This is a genomic window from Pseudomonas sp. L7, assembly GCF_046605565.1.
Taxonomy (GTDB): Bacteria; Pseudomonadota; Gammaproteobacteria; order Pseudomonadales; family Pseudomonadaceae; genus Aquipseudomonas; species Aquipseudomonas wayambapalatensis.
Genome location: NZ_CP176784.1, coordinates 3,740,804 through 3,764,268 on the forward strand (window position 1 = coordinate 3,740,804; position 23,465 = coordinate 3,764,268).

At 65.1% G+C, this 23,465-nt stretch carries 8 protein-coding genes; 6 read left to right on the forward strand and 2 right to left on the reverse strand.

Features of this window, described 5'->3' with window-relative positions:
• The first annotated feature begins 111 nt into the window (after window positions 1-111).
• The 5 genes from ACK3BK_RS17240 (at window position 112) to ACK3BK_RS17260 (ending at window position 8,505) form a co-directional block, all read left to right on the forward strand.
• On the forward strand, window positions 112-2,040 hold the full coding sequence (locus tag ACK3BK_RS17240) for a transglycosylase SLT domain-containing protein (protein WP_186708388.1): 1,929 nt from the start codon (window positions 112-114) through the stop codon (window positions 2,038-2,040).
• Window positions 2,041-2,154: 114 nt separating this feature from the next.
• Window positions 2,155-3,885, forward strand: a complete 1,731-nt coding sequence (gene dsbD, locus ACK3BK_RS17245) for a protein-disulfide reductase DsbD (RefSeq protein WP_411382958.1) — start codon at window positions 2,155-2,157, stop codon at window positions 3,883-3,885.
• Window positions 3,885-4,721: a TlpA disulfide reductase family protein gene (locus ACK3BK_RS17250; RefSeq protein WP_186708392.1), complete on the forward strand. Its 837-nt coding sequence runs from the start codon at window positions 3,885-3,887 to the stop codon at window positions 4,719-4,721. Before dsbD ends, ACK3BK_RS17250 begins: the two co-directional genes overlap by 1 nt.
• Window position 4,722: 1 nt before the next feature.
• A complete protein-coding gene (gene dsbG / locus ACK3BK_RS17255; protein WP_411382959.1) occupies window positions 4,723-5,481 on the forward strand; it encodes a thiol:disulfide interchange protein DsbG in 759 nt (252 codons plus the stop codon).
• Between the two features lie 111 nt (window positions 5,482-5,592).
• Window positions 5,593-8,505 (forward strand): RHS repeat-associated core domain-containing protein, encoded by a 2,913-nt coding sequence (locus ACK3BK_RS17260; protein WP_411382960.1) that lies wholly within the window; start codon window positions 5,593-5,595, stop codon window positions 8,503-8,505.
• A 48-nt stretch (window positions 8,506-8,553) separates the two neighbouring features.
• On the opposite strand, the gene ACK3BK_RS17265 is transcribed toward ACK3BK_RS17260, so the two are convergent.
• Window positions 8,554-21,507 (reverse strand): non-ribosomal peptide synthetase, encoded by a 12,954-nt coding sequence (locus ACK3BK_RS17265; RefSeq protein ID WP_411382961.1) that lies wholly within the window; start codon window positions 21,505-21,507, stop codon window positions 8,554-8,556.
• A gap of 317 nt (window positions 21,508-21,824) precedes the next feature.
• Between ACK3BK_RS17265 and ACK3BK_RS17270 the strand changes: the two genes are divergently transcribed.
• On the forward strand, window positions 21,825-22,358 hold the full coding sequence (locus ACK3BK_RS17270) for an RNA polymerase factor sigma-70 (RefSeq protein WP_186666333.1): 534 nt from the start codon (window positions 21,825-21,827) through the stop codon (window positions 22,356-22,358).
• Between the two features lie 74 nt (window positions 22,359-22,432).
• Here ACK3BK_RS17270 and ACK3BK_RS17275 read toward each other — a convergent pair whose 3' ends face one another.
• On the reverse strand, window positions 22,433-23,455 hold the full coding sequence (locus tag ACK3BK_RS17275; protein WP_411382962.1) for a GNAT family N-acetyltransferase: 1,023 nt from the start codon (window positions 23,453-23,455) through the stop codon (window positions 22,433-22,435).
• Between the last annotated feature and the right edge of the window lie 10 nt (window positions 23,456-23,465).

Below are 23,465 nucleotides of genomic sequence, written 5' to 3' on the forward strand. Positions count from 1 at the left end.
ACAAGCCCAATGCTTTCATCCACCGCCGGCAAACGGCTAAGCTAAGGAAACAAGATTTCAACAGTGCTGGCTTCGCCGTCACTTTTCATGGTTCAACTGCCCGGACGTATCATGCGCAGCCGCCTGTTCCAATTCGTTTCCTGCCTGGTGCTCACCGCCACGACCGCGAGTGCTGCACAGGCCATCGACATCACCCAGCAGCGCCAGTACTACGACGAGGCCAAGCGTGCCCTCGCCAAAGGCGACAAGGGCCCCTACCTGCGCTATGCCCAAGCGCTCAGCGACTATCCGCTCACACCCTACCTGGCCTACGACGAACTCACCGCGCGGCTGAAGACTGCCAGCAACGAGGAAATCGAAGGTTTCCTCGCCAAGCACGGCGACCTGCCCCAGGCCAACTGGATGAAACTGCGCTGGTTGCGCTGGCAGGCCGAACGCGGCGACTGGAAGACCTTCGCCAAATACTATGACCCGAAGCTGAACTTCACAGAACTGGACTGCCTCAACGGCCAGTACCAGTTGACCAACGGGCTGCGCGCCGAAGGCTTCGCCACCGCCGAAAAACTGTGGAACGTCGGCAAGTCGCAACCTGCGGCCTGCGATACCCTGTTCGGCCTGTGGGCCGCAGAAGGCCAGCTCACCGAGGCTCGCCGCTGGCAGCGCGCCAAACTGGCGGCCGAGGCGCGCAACTACAGCCTGGCCAACAACCTGGTGCAAACGCTCACCACACTCGGCCCACAGGGCAAGCTGCTGGTCGACGTGGCGCAAAAGCCCGAGCTGCTCAAGCAGCCTTCGCGCTTCACCCCGGTCAACGAGGCGATGTCCGATGTGGTCAGCCTCGGCCTGCGCCGCCTGGCGCGGCAGGATCCCGAGCAAGCCATGGCACTGCTCGACGACTACGCACAACGCATGCATTTCTCCCGCGACGAGAAGGTCGCCATCGCCCGCGAGATCGGCCTCACGCTAGCGCGGCGCTACGATCCGCGCGCCCTCGACCTGATGACCCGCTACGACCCGGAACTGCGCGACAACACCGTCAGCGAATGGCGCATGCGCCTGCTCCTGCGTCTCGGGCGCTGGGAAGAAGCCTACGAACTGAGCCGCCGCCTGCCCCAGGATCTGGCCGACAGCAGCCGTTGGCGTTACTGGCAGGCGCGCAGCCTGGAGCTGGCACAACCGAACAACCCGCAGATCCCACTGCTCTACAAGAATGTCTCGCGTGAGCGCGACTTCTATGGCTTCCTTGCTGCCGACCGCGCGCAGACACCTTACCAGCTCAACAACAAGCCTCTGGTGCTAAGCCAGCAGTTGATCAACAAGGTGCGCAACACCCCCGGCGTGCGCCGCGCCCTGGAGTTCCACGCCCGTGGCCAGATCGTCGAAGGGCGCCGCGAGTGGTACCACGTCAGCCGCCACTTCAACCGTGACGAAATGGTCGCCCAGGCCCGCCTGGCCTACGACCTGCGCTGGTACTTCCCGGCCATTCGCACCATCAGCCAGGCCAAGTACTGGGACGACCTGGACATCCGCTTCCCGATGGCTCACCGCGATACCCTGGTACGTGAAGCCAAGGTCCGCGGCCTGCACTCCAGCTGGGTGTTCGCCATCACCCGCCAGGAAAGTGCCTTCATGGACGATGCCCGCTCGCCGGTGGGCGCCAGCGGCCTGATGCAACTGATGCCAGGAACCGCCAAGGAGACCGCGCGCAAGTTCAGCATCCCCCTGGCCTCACCTGCGCAGGTGCTCGATCCGGACAAGAACATCCAGCTCGGCGCCGCCTACCTGAGCCAGGTACACGGCCAGTTCAACGGCAACCGCGTGCTGGCGTCGGCCGCCTACAACGCAGGCCCCGGTCGCGTACGTCAGTGGCTCAAGGGCGCCAAGCACCTGAGCTTCGATGTCTGGGTCGAGTCGATTCCGTTCGACGAGACACGTCAGTATGTGCAGAACGTGCTGTCCTACTCGGTGATCTATGGCCAGAAACTGAACGCACCACAACCGTTGGTGGACTGGCACGAGCGCTACTTCGACGACATGTGACCCGACCAAGGCCCTGCCGGAACAACCGGCAGGGCCTCATGTCGAACCGGGTTAACTTTCGGTTAATCAGCCTGCTCCAGCATGGTGCACTCAATGCACTGCCAAGGCGTCGACATGCGTGTTCTCCTGCTCTTCCTGACATTCCTGCTCGCCGGCCCGCTCCAGGCCAATCCCTTCGCTCCCAAGTCGGATTTCCTGCCGGTGAACCAGGCTTTCGTCCTGAGTCAGGATCGCCTGCCCTCCGGGCAGATGCGCCTTTATTTCCAGATCAAGGACGGCTACTACCTCTACCAGAAGCGCCTCAAATTCGACGGCATTCCCGTCGATCAGCAACCGCAACTGCCTCCTGCCCTCAACCATCACGATGAGTTCTTCGGTGATAGCGCCGTCTACCGCACCGAACTCCAATTGCTGCTGCCCGCCAATGCCACTGGAGAACTGCGACTGGGCTGGCAGGGCTGCGCCGATGCCGGGCTGTGCTATCCACCGCAAACTACGGTGATCGACCTGGGCGGCCAGCCTGCGCTCTCTGCGCCAGCCGCAGCCGACAGCGGACAAGCCAGCGACCAGGCCCTGGCCAGCGGCCTGCAACACAGCAGCCTGGCCTGGAGCCTGCTGGCCTTCTTCGGCCTGGGACTGCTGCTGGCGTTCACCCCCTGCTCCCTGCCGATGCTGCCCATCCTCGCCGGACTGGTCATGGGCAATGGCGCAAGTGCCCGACGCGGCTGGGTGCTGGCCGGGGTCTATGTATTGAGCATGGCGCTGGTGTACGCCGCCTTGGGTGTGGTCGCGGCATTGCTCGGCGCGAGCCTCCAGGCGTGGCTGCAACAACCTTGGCTGTTGGGCAGCCTGGCGGGTCTGTTCGTGTTGCTCGCCCTGCCGATGTTCGGCGCCTTCGAACTGCAACTGCCCGCCGCCGTGCGTGATCGCCTCGATCGTGCAGGTCAGGGAACACGTGGCGGCAACCTGTATGGCGCAGCGTTGCTTGGCGCGCTCTCTGGCCTGCTGATGGGGCCGTGCATGACCGCGCCACTGGCCGGTGCCCTGCTCTATATCGCCCAGAGCGGCGATGTGGTGCAAGGCGCACTGGTGCTGTTCAGCCTGGGGCTGGGCATGGGCGTACCGCTGCTGCTGTTGGTCACCCTGGGCAACCGCTACCTGCCACGCCCCGGAGCCTGGATGAACCTGGTCAAGGGCGTGTTCGGCTTCGTCTTCCTGGCCATGGCCCTGTACACCTTACGCAGCCTGCTGCCCGAGCCGCTGCTGCTGGCACTGGTCGGCGCCTGGCTGATTGCCCTGGCCTGGGCGGCCTGGCCTGCCCTGCAGCGTCTACCGGCGCTGCGCGCCCTACCGTTACTCGGTAGCCTCTGGGGTGGCCTGCTGCTGGTCGGTGCCGCCGCAGGAGGCAACGATCTCTGGCAACCGCTGCAGCCCTTCACCGGCGGCGGCACGACAACCGCCGGTAATGTCCACGATGCACGGGTCATCACCGTCAACACCCCACAGGACCTGCAGCGTGAACTGGATGCCGCCAAGGCACGCAACCAGTGGGTGCTGGTCGACTACTACGCCGACTGGTGCGTATCGTGCAAAGTGATGGAGAAACAGGTGTTCGCCCGCGGCGATGTCCAGGCCAGCCTCGACGGCGTGCAAATGCTGCGCCTGGACGTCACCGCCGACACCCCTGCCAGCCGCGAATTGCTGCAGCGCTACCAGGTTCCAGGCCCGCCCAGCCTGATCTGGATCGGCCCGGAAGGTGACGAGCGGCGCGCCCGACGCATCACCGGTGAAATCGACGCCGCTGCATTCCTGCAACACTGGGCCCAGACCAGGAGTCAAGGCTGATGCTGACGGTAACCTTGGGGCCGCTGACCATGGCCTTGAACCACCTGCTGTTGCTTGCAGCTTTGGGCATCGCCTGCCTGGTCGGCTGGTGGGTCGCTCGCCGTGGCGGCGAGAGCCCCGAATCGGCGCTGTTCAACCTGTTTCTGGTCGGGCTCCTCTGCGCCCGTGCGGGCTTCGTCCTGGAGTACTGGGCGATGTACCGCGATGACCCTGTGCAGATCATCGACATTCGCGATGGCGGCTTCCAGCTCTGGAGTGGCCTGGCGGGACTCATCGCTGCTGCCTTGTGGCAGGGTCGCCGCCGACCGGGGCTGCGCCGCCCGCTGGGCTGGGCGCTGTTCAGCGGCGCACTGTTCTGGGGGCTGGCGAGCCTGGGCAGCCACCTGTACAGCAAAGGCACCGAGCTGCCCGAACTGAGCCTGCAAAACGCCAGCGGCGAATCGGTGGCCCTGCACAGCTACCGCGGCACACCACTGGTCATCAACATCTGGGCCACCTGGTGCCCACCGTGCAGGCGTGAGATGCCTGTGCTGCAACAGGCCCAGAGCGACTACCCCGACGTGACCTTCCTGTTCGTCAACCAAGGCGAAACACCAGAGAGCGTCAGTACCTTCCTGGCCACGACCGGTCTGAGCCTGAATCACGTGCTGTTCGACGGCAGCGGGCAACTGGCGCAACGGGTCGGCTCCATGGCCCTGCCCACCACCCTGTTCTACAACGCCGAGGGACGCCTGGTCGGCAGCCACCTCGGCGAGCTATCCCGCGCCAGCCTGCACAACGCCCTGGAGCCTTTAGAGCGGGCCGTAGCGCCCGCCCCCGCCGTACAAGGAAAATGACATGCGACTGACTGCTCTCCTGCCCCTCTCCCTGGCCCTGCTCGTCGCGCCCCTGGCGCAGGCCGAGCCCTGGCCAAAGGCGATCCAGCAGATGGAAGCCAAGGGCGCGGTAATCAAGGGTACTTTCGACGCGCCCAATGGCCTGCGCGGTTATGCCGCCGAGTACCACAACAACGGCATCGCCCTGTACTTGACGCCCGACGGCAAGCACGTGCTGGTTGGCAGCCTTTTCGATGAACAAGGCCAGGACCTGAGCGCCGAACCGTTGGACAAGTTGGTCTACACACCGATGAGCAAGGAAATCTGGGCGAAGATGGAAAAGACCGCCTGGATCCAGGACGGCAAGACCGATGCGCCACGTATCGTCTACCTGTTCAGCGACCCCAACTGCCCGTACTGCAACATGTTCTGGCAACAGGCGCGGCCCTGGGTCGAGTCGGGCAAGGTGCAACTGCGCCATATCATGGTCGGCATCATCCGCCCGGACAGCCCGGGCAAATCCGCAGCGCTGTTGTCGGCAAAAGACCCTGCCAAGGCACTGCAAGACCACGAAAGCGCCGGCAAGGCCAGCACGCTCAAGGCACTGGACACAATTCCCGAAGCCACACAGAAGCAACTCGCAGCCAACCAGGCGTTGATGGAAGAAATGGGGTTGGGTGCGACGCCCGCGATCTTCTACCAGGATGAACACGGACAACTGCAGAGCCAACAGGGCGCGCCGCGCCCGGAAATGCTCGGCAAGATTCTGGGCAAGCGTTGACCTGATAAATCTGTCAGGTGCAAGACCGACGCAGCCTCCCTAGACTCGCCTTATCGAACGCTCGCGTCTGCGCGATCGGTGAACTGGAGGCGATGAGACGAGGGATTGCCGATGCCTGCCATCAACGCTGCGCGCTACCATGCCGAAACACCGGACGTAACGGTGCTGTCCAGTGCCGCAGGCGCTACGGTGACGCTGCGCCTGCTGCGCTCCCCACAGGATGGAGCAGACATACCCGCAGCAAAACTGCTGCGTAGCCGCACCCATGCAGACCCACTGACCCGCACCGTCCGCCAGTTCGGTGCCCGAGCGCTGCAGGTATCGGCAGGGGCACCGACGCTGGCCGATGCTACGACGGTAACCAGCCTCGGCGGCCAACAATTGAAGCTGCATACGACCGACGGCGATACCTCACTGTCGCTTGATGATGCCACTGGTCGGCCGCTGTGGACCTGCAACGCCCAGGGCACCCACCACAGACATACCTACGAAGCCCCTGAACAAGGCGGGCGCAAAAGCGCGATCTTCGAACATCCGGCCGCTGGCATCGCCCGTATGCGCGAGCGCCTGGTGTATGCACCCGCCACTGCCCCCGAACGCCAGCGCAACCTGGCAGGCGCGACGCTCAAGCATTTCGACAACGCAGGCCTGACTCTCACAGCCTTGCTATCACTGACCAGCGCACCTCTCGAAACCCGGCAACAACTGCTGCAGCCTCAAGCTGAACAACCCGATTGGGCGGGCAGCAGTGAAGATGATCTGGAAGAGGACGTACTGATTACCCTTAACCGATACAACGCAGCGGGCGATATGCTGGTACGCACCAACGCGGCCGGGGTAACGAGCTCGAAGACACTGGACGTCAGTGGCGCAGTACGCCAGATGCATTTGCGTCAGGGTGCCAAGGAGGCCGTGGCGCTCGCGGCTGTCACACGCAGGGCCGATGGCTTGGTCGTGGCGCAGATGTCTGGCAATGGTGTGGTCGACCTCTACGACTACTCGCCCACCAGTCAGCGCCTGATTCAACATCGCACGGAGCGCCCAAGTAACCATGCGCTGGGCTATCTGCTGATCAGCGACCTGCACTATGGCTACGATCCCGCAGGCAACATCCTCGCCCTCGATGACCAAGGTGCCGACCCTCAGTGGCATGACAACCAGCAGGCCGACGGCCTGCGCAAATACACCTACGACACCCTCTACCGCCTGATCGAGGCAAGCGGGCGCGAGCGCAGCCCGGTCGGCACCTACTGGTCCCCCTCCTTCGGACCGTCCGACCGCCAGGGCGGCAAAGTCTGGACACCCTACAGCGAACGCTATGAATACGACGACGGTGACAACCTGGTCACCTTGAGTCACAACGGTGGTGCCGGCCAGCGCACCCAGCACCTGCGTGTGTCGACCCAGAGCAACCGCGCAATGCCCCAGAGCCACGGACTGACACCAGACAACGGCTTCCTGCCTGGCGGCCTGCAGAAACAATTGGTCGATGGCCGGGCACTGGCTTGGTTGGCCGATCACCAGTTGGGCCAGGTGCCGCTGGTCAAACGCGCCAGCGGTGCGGCAGATGATATCGAGCAATACCGATACGCCAATGGCGGCACCCGACGTCGCAAGATCAGTACTGTGCACACGGCCAACGGAATTCAGACCACCCTGACGACCTACGTCGATGACTGCGAAGTACGCCTGCGCACGCTCGAAGGCCAGCCCCTGGCACTCAAGCATGTGGTAATCATCGAAATAGAGCAGGTGCGTTGGATTCAAAATCGCCTGAATACCGATGTTAACCTGCGCTATGGGTTTAGCGACCATCTGGGCAGCAGTGCGGGAGAAACGGACGAGGTGGGAAACATCGTCTCGCGTGAGGAATACACCCCCTATGGCGAAACAGCTGGTCTGGATGAGCAAGCAGCGGAAGTCGACGGATTAACCCAACGTACGTCGCGTCATGCCGGCAAGGGGCTCGATGCCAGCGGTCTTTACTACTACGGCTGGCGATACTATCAGACGGGGTTGGGCCGATGGCTGAGTGCCGATCCCGGTGGGCTTATTGATGGCCCGAATCTGTATCGGACGAATAGAAATAATCCACTGCGCTTTCGTGACGCTACGGGGATGTCTCCAGCAGAGACCCTTATGACTGTACTCTTAGAAATATTTGCCATCTGGCTGCTTCTGCTGAACATAGCGACGCTTATTACGAACAACCAACCCCTCTACTACCAACTCAAAGATGCAGAGAGAAACGGAACATCACTGACAGCTCCCTTATGGAAGCACTGGAGAGAATCGGGTGGCCGCCTCCATGTTGCATCCAGCGGACTAAGGGTGCTTAACATCTTTATTGTGATTACTTTAATGTTCTTAGGCTGGATCTCCCCCAATGATTCCTCCGTGCAATATTTAACCTTGTTTTCCTCCATGACAGCGATCGGGACCCAACATTCTGCACAATATCGGCTGTTTAAGAAACAACGTGAAGCTGAACAAATTCGCCGTACTCAGTTGGAATCTGACGAGGCTCCCCCGTTCGAAAATGATGCTCAATCACCCGATAATCAAAACCCCGCGGGGGGCGAAAACTTCGTTCACCAGAACGCCATTAGCAGACCACACTCTCCCAGACATGGGGAACAGCGCCCGAATACGCACGACGCTATAGAGATGGCCGCCCTGCCTGCTCCATCGGCACATACCAACGCAGAAGAGGACTTCTCTGCACCGCAGCACCTCGCCATCAATATTGACGACCCCGATACAAATGATACTCAACAAGGGACGACACTGGCTCGCACGCACAGCACATCGAGCGAAGAGAATACTCTCAACCTGGAGACACTATTTCCTGACACCCCCAACGATGATTCAAACTCCAGTCGGCGCTCAAGCCTATCCAGTAGCTCTTCAACGCGGTCAAGTAACTCTTCGACGCTGTCAAGTAACTCTTCGACGGTAAGAAAAAGACTGGGCGATTCCAGGCGTAGCATGCGTAGAAAGAGCATCAACAACGCACCGCGTTAAATACAGCACGACACCAGAGCGGCTTGCCCGCGCTGGTGTCGTGGCCTGTTACAAACCTTCCAACTCCGCCATCAGATCACTCAACCGATCCACCTTATCCTCATTCAACGCACTGCCCTGCAACCCTTCGACATACGCCGCCAGCTCTTCCACGGTGCCGCACTCGAACATCGCCCGCAGTGGCACGTTCAGTTGCAGACGCTTCTGTACGCGTGAGGCAATCTGCGTGGCCAGCAACGAGTGCCCGCCCAGTTCGAAGAAGTTGTCGCGCACCCCGACCCGCTCAGCCTTGAGCACCTCGCCCCAGATAGCGGCCAGGGTCTCTTCCAGCTCGCTGCGCGGAGCCAGGTAATCCTGGCTGTGCTGGCCACCGATCTCGATGACCGGCAGTGCCTTGCGGTCGAGCTTGCCATTGGCGTTGTGCGGCAGGTTATCGAACCAGCCCCAGTGCAGCGGCACCATGTACTCCGGCAACTCGGCGCGCAGGCGCTGCTTGATCTGCTCGAGCAGGCCGGCATCGGTCACCACGCCCTGATGGGCTACCAGGTAGCCAACCAGGTGCTTGCCATTGACGCCCTCCTGGACACCGACTGCCGCATCGCGAATCTGCGGCTGCTCGTGCAGGCGGGCTTCGATCTCGCCAAGCTCGATACGGTAGCCGCGGATCTTCACTTGGTGGTCGATGCGCCCTACATATTCGAGCACACCATCGGCACGGCGCCGCGCCAGATCGCCGGTGCGATACAGCCGCTCGCCCGGAGCACCGTGTGGATGCGGGATGAACGCCAGGGCCGTGCGCACCGGATCGCCGACATATCCGCGACCGACGCCCGTGCCAGCCACGCACAGCTCGCCCACCGCGCCCAGCGGCACAAGGGTCTGCTCTTCGCCGTAGAGGTACAGGCGGTTGTTGTCGGTCGGGGTGCCGATGGGTAGGTAGCTGCCGCGGGTCGAATCGGCATCGACGCGGAAGAACGCCACATCGTCAGAGCATTCGGCCGGGCCATAGGCGTTGACCAGGCCGATCTGCGGATAGCGCTCCAGCCACTGGGCGGCCAGCTCAGGCGGCATCGCCTCGCCGGTCGGCAGCATCCAGCGCAGGCCATCCAGCGCCTGGTGGTCGTTGGCCAGCATGCCCTGGATCAACGAAGGCACGCTTTCCAGCACAGTGATGCCACGGGCCTGGACATGCGCCAGCAAGCCCTGTGGATCGTGGGCAATGGCATTCGGCACGATCTCGACACTGGCCCCGAACAGCGGTGCTGCCAGGAATTGCCACACCGAGATGTCAAAGCTCTGCGAGGCGGTCTGGGCGATCACGTCGTGTTCGTCCAGCGCCAGGTACGGCACCTTGCTCAGCTGGTTGTTGAGCATGCCGCGCTGCTCGACCATCACGCCCTTGGGCAGCCCGGTGGAGCCTGAGGTATAGATCACATAGGCCAGGTTGTCCGGCCCGCTGTAGATACCGGGGTTGTGGCCCGCGACCTGGCTGGCCTGGATATCCTCCCACACCAGCAGCTTCGGCCGTACCGCCCCGCTCAGCTCGTCGAGCAACTGACCCGCCTGCTCGGCACAGGCGGCGCTGCACACCAGTACTGGCGTGCGGCTGAGCTCGACGATACGCTGCAGACGCGCCGAGGGCAGGCCCGGATCCAGCGGCAGGTACCCCGCACCGGCCTTGAAGCTGCCAACTATCATGCCCAGCAGCGGCAGGCCACGCTCGGCCAGCAAGGCGACGGGCTGATCGATGTTCACACCGGCCGCGACCAGGGCATGCCCCAGGCGGTTGGCGGCCAGGTTGAGCCCGGCATAGTCGTAGGACGCCTCCAGGCAACGGGCAGCGATACGCTCGGGGTGCGCTGCGACGCGCGCCTCGAACAGCTCGACGTAACTCTGCTCCAGGGTATAGGCGTGCTCGGTACGGTTGCAGTCCTCGAGCAGGAAGCGCTGCTCCTCGGCCCCCAGCAGTGGCAGTGCCTGCACCTCACCCTCGAAACCTTCGACCAGCGCCAGCAACAGGCGCTTGAACTCGGCCAGCAGGCGCTCGACGGTCGGGTAGTCGAAGTAACGCTGGTCGAACGACAGGTGCAGGCCCAGGTCATCGCCCGGGTAGCACACCGCCGTCAGCGGGAAGTTGGTGTGGGTACGGCCCGAGTCGGAGCTTGCGTTCAGGTGTTGGGCGTGGTCGAGCACATTGCTCTCGACCGGCGCGTTTTCAAACACGAACAGGCTGTCGAACAGCGCCTGCCCCTTGGGCAGCTCGCTGCATTCCTGGATCGCCACCAACGGCAGGTACTCGTATTCGCGCAACTGCATGTTGCGATCGAGCAAGCCCTGCAGCCACTGACGCACGCTCTGGCGCTCGCCGGCTGCCGGCAACTGCACACGCAAGGCGATGCTGTTGATGAACAGGCCGACCGTGCGTTGCATCTGCGGCATGCTCACCGGGCGCCCGGCAACGGTCACCCCGAACACCACGTCGCGCTCGCCGCTGTAGCGGGCCAGTACCAGTGCCCAGGCCGCCTGGGCAAAGGTGTTGACGGTCAGTTGATGAGCCTGCGCCAGTTCACGCAGACGCGCCCCCTCGCTCACCTCGAGGCGGGTGTAGCAATCGCCGACGATCATGCCGTCCCCGGCGTGGTCATGGCGCAGCGGGCGGTCGCTGGGGATCGCCGTGGCGCGTTCGAAGCCGGCCAGGTTGGCCTGCCACCACTGGCGTGCTTCGTCCAGGTCCTGGCGCTGCAGCCAGCCGATGTAGTCGCGATAGCGCGGCGGCACCGGCAGCTGCGCGGCACGGCCTTCGCCCAGCGCCTGGTAGATCTCGAAGAAATCGTTCATCAGCAACGAGCGGCACCAGGCATCGATGAGGATGTGATGGTTGCTCATCATGAACCAGTAGCGCTCATCGGCCACGCGCACCAGGCGCAGGTGGAACGGTGCCTCGCGCAGCAACTCGAATCCGGCTTCGCGCTCCTGCTTGTGCAGGGCCTGCAGGCGTTGCTCCTGGCTGGCGTCGTCCAGCTCGCGCCAGTCCTGGTAGTCCACCTGGGTCTTGCCCGCCTTGTGGATGATCTGCAGCATCGCTTCACCCGCGTTCCAGCTGAACGATGCGCGCAGCGCCTCATGGCGTGCGACCACCGCCTGCCAGGCCTGGGCGAAGCGCTCGGGGTCCAGCGCACTGTTGATGCGGTAGCGGTCCTGCATGTAGTAGATGCCGGTGCCCGGCTCGAGCAGGGTGTGCAGCAGCAGCCCCTCCTGCATCGGCGTCAGCGGGTAGACATCCTCGATTTCGGCTGCCGGCACCGGCAAGGTATCGATCTGCTCCTGGGTCAGTTGGGCCAGCGGGAAGTCCGACGGCGTGAAGCTACCGTTGCCCTCGCCCAGACAGTGGGCGACCAGCGCCAGCAGTTCCTGGCGATAGGCTTCGGCCAGCTCGGCGATGGTCGTTTCGTCGTAGCGCTCGGCACTGAAGGTCCAGCGCAGTTGCAAGGCACCACCATAGACCTGGCCATCCACGCTCAGCCAGTTGGGCAGTGGAGCATCCAGGTCATGGGCCAGGCCCACCGGGGTATCCAGCGGCTGGAACACGGCATTGGTGTCGAACTGCTGATCGAACTGCCCCAGGTAGTTGAAGGTGATGCGTGCCTGTGGCAACGCCGCCATGCGCTCACGCCCCGCAGTATCGGCCAGGTAGCGCAGCACGCCATACCCCAGCCCTTTGTGCGGCACCTGGCGCAGTTGTTCCTTGATGCCCTTGATCGAAGCACTGCGCGCGGCATCGTCGTTACCGGCTGCCGGGCTCAGGCTCAGCGGATAGGCGTTGGTGAACCAGCCGACGCTGCGGGTCAGGTCGATGTCTTCGAACAGCCCTTCGCGACCATGCCCCTCAAGCTGTACCAGCACCTGCTCATCGCCGCTCCAGTGGCTCAGGGTGCGGGCCAGGGCGGTCAGCAGCAAGTCGTTGACCTGGGTGTGATAGGCCGCTGGTGCCTGCTGCAGCAGTTGGCGGGTCTGCTCGGTGTCGAGCTCGATAGCCAGGGTGCGGGCATGGCGGTGCAGGTTGCCGCCCTGCGGGTGATCGCACGGCAGTTCGCGGCGCACACGTCCCAGTTGCCCCTCCCACCAGTCCAGCTCGTCACGCAGCGAATCGCTGCCGGCATAGCTGGCCAGGCGCGCCGACCAGTCGCCCATGGCATGGGTCTTGGCCGCCAGGGTTTCACCGCGATACAGCGCCTGCAGGTCTTCGAGCAACACACGCCAGGACACGCCGTCGACCACCAGGTGGTGGATGGCCAGCAGCAAGCGTTGCTCGCCTGCGCCATCGGTCAGCAGCAGGCCGCGCAACAGGGGCCCTTGCTGCAGGTCGAGGCTGCGCTGCACGTCGGTATAGAGCGCCTGGCAATCACTGAAGTCAGCGACTGTCGCCGTCCACAGCAGCGGCTGGGCACTCGCCTGGTCGTATTCGCCCTGCCAGCGATCTGCGGCCTGGAGGAAGCGCAGGCGCAGACTGTCGTGATGCTGCACCAGCGCCGCCAGTGCAGTCTCCAGCCGTTCGGCGTGCAGCGGCTTGCGTGCTTGCAGCAGCACCGCCTGGTTCCAGTGCTGTGGCTGTGGCACCTCGCTGTCGAAGAACCAATGCTGGATCGGCGTCAGACCGATACGGCCCTGACGCGCCCCCTGCTCCACATGCGTCGGCGCCGCGCCATGGGTGACCACGGCTGCCAGGGTCTGGATGGTCTGGTGCTGGAACAGGTCGCGCGGGGTGAACTGCAGGCCCAACTGACGGGCGCGGCTGACCACCTGGATCGACAGGATCGAGTCACCGCCCAGTTCGAAGAAGTTGTCCTGTACCCCCACGCGGGAAACGTTGAGCACCTCACACCAGATCTGCGCCAACTGTGTCTCCAGCTCATTGGTCGGCGCCTGGTAAAGCTGGTGTGCCTGCGCGAGGTCCGGCGCTGGCAGCGCCCGCCGGTCGAGCTTGCCATTGCCCATCAGCGGCAGGCGCTCGAGCAGCACCAGGTGCGCAGGCACCATGTAGTCAGGCAGGTGCTGGCGGGCATGGGCCTTCACCGCCTCGCGCAGGTGCGCCTGGGCCTCGCTGCCACCTTTGGCCTGATCACAGACCAGGTAGCCCACCAGTTGCTTGCCGCCCGGCAGGTCGAGGGCCAGGACCACGGCCTCCTCGACAGCGGCGTGCTCCTGCAGGCGGCTTTCGATCTCGCCCAGCTCGATGCGGAAACCACGGATCTTCACCTGCTGGTCAGCGCGGCCGATGTACTCGACCAGCCCGTCGGCGCGCAGGCGCACCAGGTCGCCGGTGCGATACAGCCGGCCACCGCCATGGCTGAAGGGGTCGGCGACGAAACGTTCGGCCGACAGCCCCGGACGGTCGTGATAGCCCTGGGCGAGGCCCGCGCCACCGACATACAGCTCACCAATGCCACCCTGGGGCAACAGCGCCAGGTCCTCGTCGAGAATGTAGCCGGTGCGCGCCCCGATCATGCGACCAATCGGCACGCTGCCCGCATCGGCTGACAAGGTTACGGGTGCCAGGCATGCCAGCGGCATGACCACGGTTTCGGTCGGGCCGTAGGCATTGAAGAACTGCTGCGGGGCAAAGGCCTGGCGGATGCGCTGCAGGTGTTCGCCCGTCAGCGCCTCGCCGCCGGTGATCACCAGACGCACCGGCAGTTGCTCGCCACGCGCGGCCAGGAATTGCGCCAACTGGCTACCGTAGCTCGGGGTGAAACCGAGAATGCTCACCTGCTGCTCGCGCACCAGGTCGCAGATCTCTTCTGCGCCCCATTGCCCCTGGGCACGCAGCACCACCCGTGCACCGCACAGCAGCGGCGTGAGCAGGCGTTCGCTGGCCGCATCGAAGTTGATCGAATAGAAATGCAGCTCGCAATCGTCGCTGCGCATGCCGAAGTCGGCGATCACCGCCTGGCAGTGCATGGCGATCTCGCCATGGCTGACCATCACGCCCTTGGGCTTGCCGGTTGAGCCGGAGGTGTAGATCAGGTACGCCTGGTGCTGCGGCAGGTTGAGGTTGTCCAGTGGCGCATCGCTGTAGGCGGACAGCGATGCGGCGTCGTCCTCCAGGCTCCAGGTGAGCACACTGGCCGGCAGCTCGCCGAGGGTCGCGAGCAAGTCGCGCTGGCCGATCAGCAGGCCCAGGCGGCTGTCCTCGATCATGTAGTGCAGGCGCTCGAGCGGGTATTCCGGATCGAGCGGCACATAGGCACCACCGGCCTTGAGGATCGCCAGCAGGCCGACCACCATCTGCGTCGAGCGCTCCAGCGCCAGGCCCACCCGCACCTGCGGGCCGACACCCCGCTCACGCAGGGCACGGGCCAGGCGGTTGGCCTGCTGATCGAGTTCGGCGTAGCTCAGGTGCTGGCCGGCAAAGGTCAGCGCCAGTGCCTGGGGCGTGCGCTCGACCTGGGCGGCGAACAGCCCGTGCAGGGTCTGGTCGAGGTCGAAGTCCTGCTCGCCCTGAAGTTGACCGACCAGCTCCTGCTGCTCGGCGCCCGACAGCATCGGCAGTTCGCACAGGCGCTGCTGCGGATCGTCCAGCATCGCAGCCAGCAACTGCTGCAAGTGTTCGGCCATGCGCGCGATGCGCGGCTCATCGAACAGGTCGCGGCTGTAGGTCAGGCAGCAGCCCAGTCGGCCGTCCAGGTCGGTGACTTCCAGGTACAGGTCGAACTTGGTGGCGCTGGCGTCGTTGACCAGGTAATCCACCTGCATGCCCGCCAGTGTGCGGCTTTGCTGGAAAACCCAGCGCTGCACGTTGCACATCACCTGGAACAACGGGTTGTAGGCACTGCTGCGCGGCGGCTGCAGGGCTTCGACCAATTGTTCGAACGGCAAGTCCTGGTGCGACTGGCCGTCGATGATGGTCTGGCGCATCTGCTCGAGCAACGCGGCGGCGCTCATCTGCCCATCCAGTTGGCAACGCAGCACCTGGGTGTTGAGGAAGGCACCGATCAGCCCCTCGCTTTCCGGACGGATGCGATTGGCCACCGGCGCGCCGATACGCAGGTCGCGCTGGCCGCTGTAGCGGTGCAGCAGGGCGGCCAGCGAGGCGGTCATGGTCATGAACAGGGTCAGCCCACGCTGGCTGTTGAACGCATGCACACGCTCGACCAGCGCCGGGTCGAGGTCGAAGCGGTACAGCTCGCCGCGATGGCTCTGCACCGCCGGGCGCGGGCGGTCGGTCGGCAGTGCCAGCACCGGGTGCTCGTCGCCCAGGCGTGCTTTCCAGTAGTCGAGCTGGCGCGCGCCCTCGCCGCCTTCAAGCCACTGGCGCTGCCAGACGCTGTAGTCCAGGTACTGCACTGGCAGCGGAGGCAGCGGCGATTCGCGTTCGTCGACGAAGGCTTCGTAGAGCTCGCCCAGCTCGCGGGCGAAGATGTCCATCGCCCAACCCTCGGTGACGATATGGTGCAGGGTCAGGACGAAATAGTGCTCACGCTCCTGCACCTTGACCAGGCAGGCGCGCAGCAACGGACCACGCTCCAGGTCGAACGGCTGGTGCGCCTGTTCGTCAGCCAGTTGCTGCAGGCGTTGCTGGCGATTGTCGGCCGGCAGCGTGCTGAAGTCCTGCCAGTCCAGGTGCAGGCTGCTGTCGTCGGCCACGCACTGGTAGGGCTTGCCGTCGATGCTGGGGAAGGTGGTGCGCAGGGTTTCGTGGCGTACGATCAACGCCTGCAGGGCACGTTCGAAGGCGTCCACATGCAGCGCGCCGCGTAGACGCGCCATGCCGCCGACGTTGTATGCGGGGCTGTCCGGTTCCATCTGCCAGAGGAACCACATGCGCTGCTGCGAGTACGACAGCGGCACGGCCTGACGGCGGTCGACACGGGCGATCTCGCCCTGCAGGTTGCACCCACCGCTGGCGCGGATCCGCGCGATCTCGGCGCAGAAGGCGCCCAGCTCACTGGCCTCGAACAGCGCCTTGAGCGGCAGTTCGACGTCGCAGGCCTGACGGCAGCGCGAAACGATCTGGGTGGCCAGCAGCGAGTGGCCACCAAGGGCGAAGAAGTCGTCCTGCAGGCCTACCCGGGGCAGGTTCAGCACCTCGCGCCAGATCGCCGCCACCTGCTGCTCCAGCGCGGACTGCGGTTCGACGTGTTGGCGTTGCTGCCAGACCGGCGTCGGCAACGCCTTGCGATCGACCTTGCCGCTCGGGCCTAGTGGCATCTGCGCGAGGTGAATCAACTGCGCCGGCACCATGTAGGCAGGCAGTTGCGCGCCGAGGGTAGCGAGCAAGGCGGCACTCTGCTCGACACCGCTGTAGTAGCCGACCAACTGCGCGCCGACGGCGTCCCGGTGGATCAGCACCAGCGCCTGCTCGACACCTGGCTGGGCCAGCAGCACCGCCTGGACCTCTTCAGGCTCAACGCGGAAGCCGCGCACCTTGACCTGCTGGTCGAGGCGCCCGAGGTATTCCAGCGCACCGTCGTGCACCAGCCAGCGCGCGCGGTCGCCGCTGCGGTACAGACGCTGGCCGTCGCCATCGGGCTGCGGCACGAAGCGCTCGGCGGTCAGGCCCGGGCGCCCGAGGTAGCCACGGGCCAGGCCTGCGCCACCGAGGCACAGCTCGCCCGGCACGCCCGGTGCGGTCAGTTCGAATTCATCATCCAGCACACGGCACAGCACATTGGCCAGCGGACGGCCGATGGGCGAGCGCTCGCCATCCTCGCCCTGGCTGTGCCAGTGGGTGACGTTGATCGCGGTCTCGGTCGGGCCATAACGGTTGTGCAACTGCGCCTGGGGCAGCAACGCCAGGGCTCGGTCGCGCAGGCTGGCAGGCAACGCCTCGCCACCGGAGAACAGCCGCCGCAGGCTGGTGCAGCCTGCGGCCAGCGGTTCCTGGACAAACACCTGCAACAGCGGCGGTACGAAGTGCAGCGTGGTCACGCCATGCTGCTGCACCAGCGCGGCGATGCGCTGTGGATCGCGATGTTCACCGGGGCCGGCCAGCACCAGGCGGCAGCCGGTGACCAGCGGCCAGAAGCATTCCCACACCGACACGTCGAAGCTGATCGGTGCCTTCTGCATCAGCACGTCGTGCTCGTCCAGCGCATAGGTGGCCTGCATCCATTGCAGGCGTTCGGCCAGGGCCGCGTGGGTGTTGCCCACGCCCTTGGGCTGGCCGGTGGAGCCGGAGGTATAGATCACATAGGCCAGGTGCTCGCCTTCCAGGTGCAGGCCTGGGGCCTGGCTGGGCCAGGTGTCCAGGTGCAACTGGTCCAGCGCGATGGTACTGACGCCCTCGACCTGGGGCAGGCGCTCGAGCAAGTTGCTCTGGCTCAGCAGCAGGCCCGCGCCACAGTCGGCGAGCATGTAGGCCAGGCGTTCGGCCGGGTAGTCGACGTCCAGCGGCACATAGGCGCCGCCCGCCTTGAGGATCGCCAGCAGGCCGACCAGCAGTTGCGGCGAGCGTTCTACAGCGATGGCCACGCATGTGTCCGGGCCGACACTCTTGTCACGCAGGTAGTGGGCCAGACGGTTGGCCTGCTGGTGCAGGCTGGCGTAGTCGAGCTGACCGCCCTCCCACACCAGGGCGATGCGCTCCGGTGTCAGGCGTGCCTGTTCGTTGAGCTGCTCGACCAGCAAGGTCTTGGCGGGCTCGACCGGCGCCTGGCCCCAGGCGAGCAGTTGTGCGCGGGCTGGCTCATCCAGCAGTTGTACCTCGCCCACAGCCAGTTGCGGCTGCGCGCAGACCTGCTCGAGCAGCGCCAGCAGGTGCTGGGCCAGACGCTTGACCGTGCTGGCTTCGAACAGCTCGGCGGCGTAGTCGAAGGCCAGTGTCAGCCGGCCCTGGTGATCTTCCTCACTGTGCAGTTGCAGGTCGAACTTGGCCTCGCGGCTGTGCCAGGGCAGTTGTTCGGCAAGCAGGCCGGGCAGGCGACGCAGCGCGGACAGGTCGCGCTGCTGGTGGTTGAACATGACCTGGAACAGGCCCTGCTCGCGAGCCTGTGGCAGTGCTTCGAGCAGTTGTTCGAATGGCAGGTCCTGGTGCGCCTGGGCGCCAAGGGTGCGTTCGCGCACCTGGGCCAGCAACTGGTCGAACGGCGTACGGCCGTCGAACTCGGCACGCATGACCTGGGTGTTGATAAAGAAGCCGACCATGGCCTGGGTCTCCAGGCGCGGGCGGTTGGCGTTGGGGACGCCGACGCGGATGTCGGACTGGCCGCTGTATCGCTGCAGCAAGGCTTGCCAGCCCGCCAGCAGGACCATGAACAGGCTCGCCTGCTGGTCACGGGCCAGGCCCTTGAGCGCTTCGCCGAGCTTGGCTGGCACTTTCATGTTCAGGCGCGCGGCACGCTGCTCGCGCAGTGCCGAGCGCGGATGGTCGGTGCACAGGTCGAGCACCGGCAAGTCGTCGCCCAGTTGCGCCGTCCAGTATTCCAACTGGCGCGCAGCCTCGCCCTCTGCCAGCCACTGGCGCTGCCAGGTGCCGTAGTCGGCGTAACCCAGCGCCAGCGGCGCAAGGCTGGCCTGCTGGCCCTGGCAGTGTGCGGCGTAGAGTCGGGCGAACTCTTCGAGCAGGATATTCAGCGACCAACCGTCGGCGACGATGTGATGCAGGGTCACCCACAGTTGGTGCTCCTCATCGCCCAGGCGTGCCAGGGTCACGCGCAGCAGCGGGCCCTCGCGCAAATCGAACGGCTGGCGGGCCTCATGTTCGCGACGGTTGGCGATCTCGCTGGCGTCCAGCCCCTCGAGATCGGCACGCTGCAAGGTAAATTCGGCGTGCGCCAGCACATGCTGCAGGGCCTCGCCATCCAATTCGCTGAAACGGGTGCGCAGGGACTCGTGGCGCTCGACCAGCGCCTGGAAGCTCGCCTGCAGCGCCGCCTCGTCCAACTCGCCACGCAGGTGCAGGCCGGCTGGAATGTTGTAGGCAGCGGACTGGGGCTCAAGTTGCCACAGCAACCACAAGCGGTTCTGCGCCAGCGACTGCGGCAATGCCTTGGCGCGGTCGAGGATGGCGATGGCACCGGTGCCCTGCCCGCCCTGCTCCAGCACGCAAGCCACCGCGGCACTGTAGTCGGCCAATACCGGCGCCTCGAACAAGGTACGCAGGCTGAGCGTGATGCCCAGCTCGTCGGACAGCCACGCGGTGACCTGGGTGGCGGCGATGGAGTTGCCGCCCAGCAGCAGGAAGTGATCGTCCGCCGCCACCGCCTCCACCTTGAGCAGTTCGCGCCACACTGTCGCGATGCGCGCCTGCAGGGCATCGCCTGAGGTGCCTTGCTCGGCGGATGCTTCATCGGCCGGGAAGCGGGCGTAGCAATCGAGGCTGCCGTCGTTCATGCGCAGGCGGCAAGCCGAGCGCTGCAGCTTGCCGCTGGAGGTCTTGGGCAGTGCCCCCGGATTGAGCAGCAACACCACCGCCGGCGCCTGGCGGCAGGCGTCGGCGATGACCTGGCGCAGGGTCTTGATCAGCGCCTCGGGGGGCATTGCCTTCTGCACGTTGCGGCTGACTTCCACCGCCACGCCGATGCCCTCTTCGCCCCGGTCGTCCACGGCGAACACCGCCACGCGCCCCTTGCGCAACACCTCGACCTCACGTTCGAGGGTCTTCTCCAGATCCTGCGGATAGAGATTCTGGCCACGCACGATCAGCATGTCCTTCAGTCGCCCGGTGACGAACACCTCGCCATCGCGCATGAAGCCCAGGTCGCCGGTGCGCAGCCAGGTCTGGCCGTCCATCTCGACAAAGGTACGCGCCGTGGCCTCGGGGTTGCGCCAGTAGCCCAGCGCAATGCTTGGGCCACCGGCCCAGATTTCACCCACCCGGTTATCGCCCAGCACAGCGAGTTGCTGCGGTTCGACGATACGCACCGCATGGCCCGGCTGCGGATAGCCGCAGCTCATCAGCACGCTGCCCTTGCCAGACTCGGCGCGGTTGGCGGCGAAGGCCTCGGCATCGAGCTCCAGCGCGCCGATGCCCTGGCCGCGTCGGCTGCCGCTGACGAACAGCGTGGCTTCGGCCAGCCCGTAGCTGGCGAAGAAGCTGCTCGCCTGGAAGCCGCAGGCGGCGAACTTGCTGGCGAAGGTTTCGAGGCTGTCCTGGCGGATCGGCTCGGAACCAGAGTAGGCCACGTGCCAGCGGCTCAGATCGAGCCCGGCCAAGGCCGCTTCGCTGACCCGCTCGCTGCACAGGCGATAGGCGAAATCCGGACCGCCGCTGATGGTGCCGCCGTATTCGCTGATCGCCTGCAACCAACGCAGGGGCCGGGCAAGGAAGTAGCCCGGCGACATCAGCACACAGGGCACGCCGCTGAAGATCGGTTGCAGCAAGCCGCCGATCAGGCCCATGTCGTGGTACAGCGGCAGCCAGCTGACGATCACGTCGTCGGGGTTGAGGTCGATGCCGAAGCCCTGGCGGATCAACTGCTCATTAGCCACCAGATTGCCATGGCTGACCTGCACCCCCTTGGGCAGTGCGGTGGAGCCGGAGGTGTACTGCAGGAAGGCGATGTGCTCGCCGGCCAGCGCCGGCTCACGCCAGTCGTCGGCCAATTCCGGGGCCAGGCGGTCCACCGCCAGCAGGCCTGGGGCTGCGTCCGTCGCCAGGGCGTCGAGGCCCTGCAAACTGTCATGAAGCGCTTCTACCGTCAGCAGCAGACGCGGCTGGGCATCGTCGATGATCGACAGCAGGCGCTCCTGATGGTGTTGGCGCGAAGACTCCGGCGGATAGGCCGGCACTGCGATCACCCCGGCATACAGGCAGCCGAAGAACGCCGCGACATAGTCCGGACCACTGGGGAACAGCAGGATCGCGCGGTCGCCGAATGCGGCACGGGCCTGCAGGGCGGCGGCGATGGTACGGGCGCGCTGGTCCAGCTCGCGGTAGCTGAGCACCGCCTGTTCGCGGGGATCGTCGGCCAGAAAGCGCAAGGCGATCCGGTCCGGGGTCGCCGCGGCGCGTTGCGCCAGGGCCTGGACCAGCGTGAGCGGGAGTTCGAAGGCGTCCGTCATGGAGTGTTCCTGCCAGTGTCTGGGTAAGTCGGGCCGGGGCCGGGCCAGGTGCGCCAGGCACGCAGGGCGGGCGGCAGTCGGCGGCCGGATGTACACAGGGGAACGGATGGGCCGGAGAAATAATTAGAAACGTCGCTGGCCTGCGGACGACGTTCACACAGTGGTCATGGAGGGGGTGGAGCTTAGACCGCAATCGAATAGAGACTCACTTACTTCTGTATTTGACAATCATTATCATTATGAATAGTTTGTCGCACGTCGTAGGAAGCATCGCCAAACGGTGTGCTCCCTTTCCCCACAGAGACAAGGTGATTTCCATGGCGGAACAACTATCCACAAGTAAGTGCGATTCACCATTACTCCAGGCGTTCGTCGACAATCGCAGCATCCTCGTCAAGATTGCCGCCCGTATCACGGGCTGTCGGTCGCGCGCCGAGGATGTGGTGCAGGATGCCTTCTTCCGGCTCGGTTCCGCGCCGCAGATCACGTCCTCGTTCAAGGCCCAGCTCAGCTATCTGTTCCAGATCGTGCGCAACCTGGCCATCGATCACTACCGCAAGCAGGCGATGGAGCTGAAGTACTCGGGTAGCGAGGAAGAAGGCATGAATGTGGTGATCCAGAATGCCTCGCCAGAATCCACCCACATCAACCTTGCGACCCTCGAACACATCGCCGAAGCGCTCAACGAGCTGCCCCAGCGCACGCGCTACGCGTTCGAGATGTACCGCCTGCACGGCGTGCCGCAAAAAGACATCGCCAAGGAGCTCGGGGTCTCGCCGACGCTGGTCAACTTCATGATCCGCGACGCGCTGATCCACTGCCGCAAGAACAGCCGCCAGGCCGAGGGCTGACCGCCTCACAGGTACAGCGCACAGCACCTGCCCAGCGTGGCCGGGCCGCCCAGCGGCCCACGCCCTGCGTGCCGCTAGACCAGCGCGCAGCGATCGAAGAATCGCTCACGCCCCAGGATCATCAACGCCGCCCGCTTGTGCGGGAAATCGAACTCTTTCTCGCAGTGGAAGCACTGATCGTGCATGTAGCCGATCATCTTGCCGTTGTCGGCGCGCGGCTCGGCGACCACCTGCTGGGTGCGCGGGTCGTCGAGGAACAGGTAGTGCACCAGCGCCGACATCCAGCTCGCCACCTTGTGCGGGCCACGGTGCGCCTGTTCGCCCACGAGCATGTGGATACCGCGGTCGTAGTCATCGGCCGGATAGAACGGCGCGATGCGGTCTTCCTTGGCCCAATAGGCTTCGAAGTAGGCGAACGGCTCATCGTCGAAACAGCCGATGAGCGTCAGGGTGTGCGGGTCTGCATCCAGCTTGCTCAGGTATTCGCGGTGCTGCTCCAGGCTGCCCTGTTCCTGCCAGAAGTGCGCGACCCGCGGCTCGTTCTGCCAACGGTTGAAGCGCGCCAGGTCCTGCTCGACTTCCAGGGTGCGCAGCGACACCCACGCCCCCAGGCGCGCATCGAAACGGCGATACACCTCGCCCCGGGGCTTGGGCGCGCGGCGCGGATGGCGCTTGCCGTTGCTGATCTGCATCTGCTGCGGGTAGACACCGCTCTGTACCTCGCCAAGCCAGGGCTGCGGCAACTGCCAGAACAGCGCTCGCTCGCAGATCAATACGTCCGCTTGCTCGCTGGCGACCAGCAAGCCGCTCGCCAGCAGCGCCGGCAGCCACGCTGGCGTCTTCGGCAAATGCCAGGCCAGGCGCTGGCAGGCGGGATCGCGCGACAGCAGCCAGTAGCAGGCGGCCCACAGGGCCTGGGCGCCGCGATCCGGGCAGACGGTTTCCAGGTGAACCTGCACGGGGTCGGCGGGCACCAGGCGCACCTGGATCAGCGGGCGGCCCTCCAGGGTCAGACTCAACCGGGAAGCGGTCTCGTCACCTTGCAGGCTGTGCCATCGCGGAAGGGAAAGCGGCGTCGAAGCGGCATCGAAAGGCATGGTCATGGCT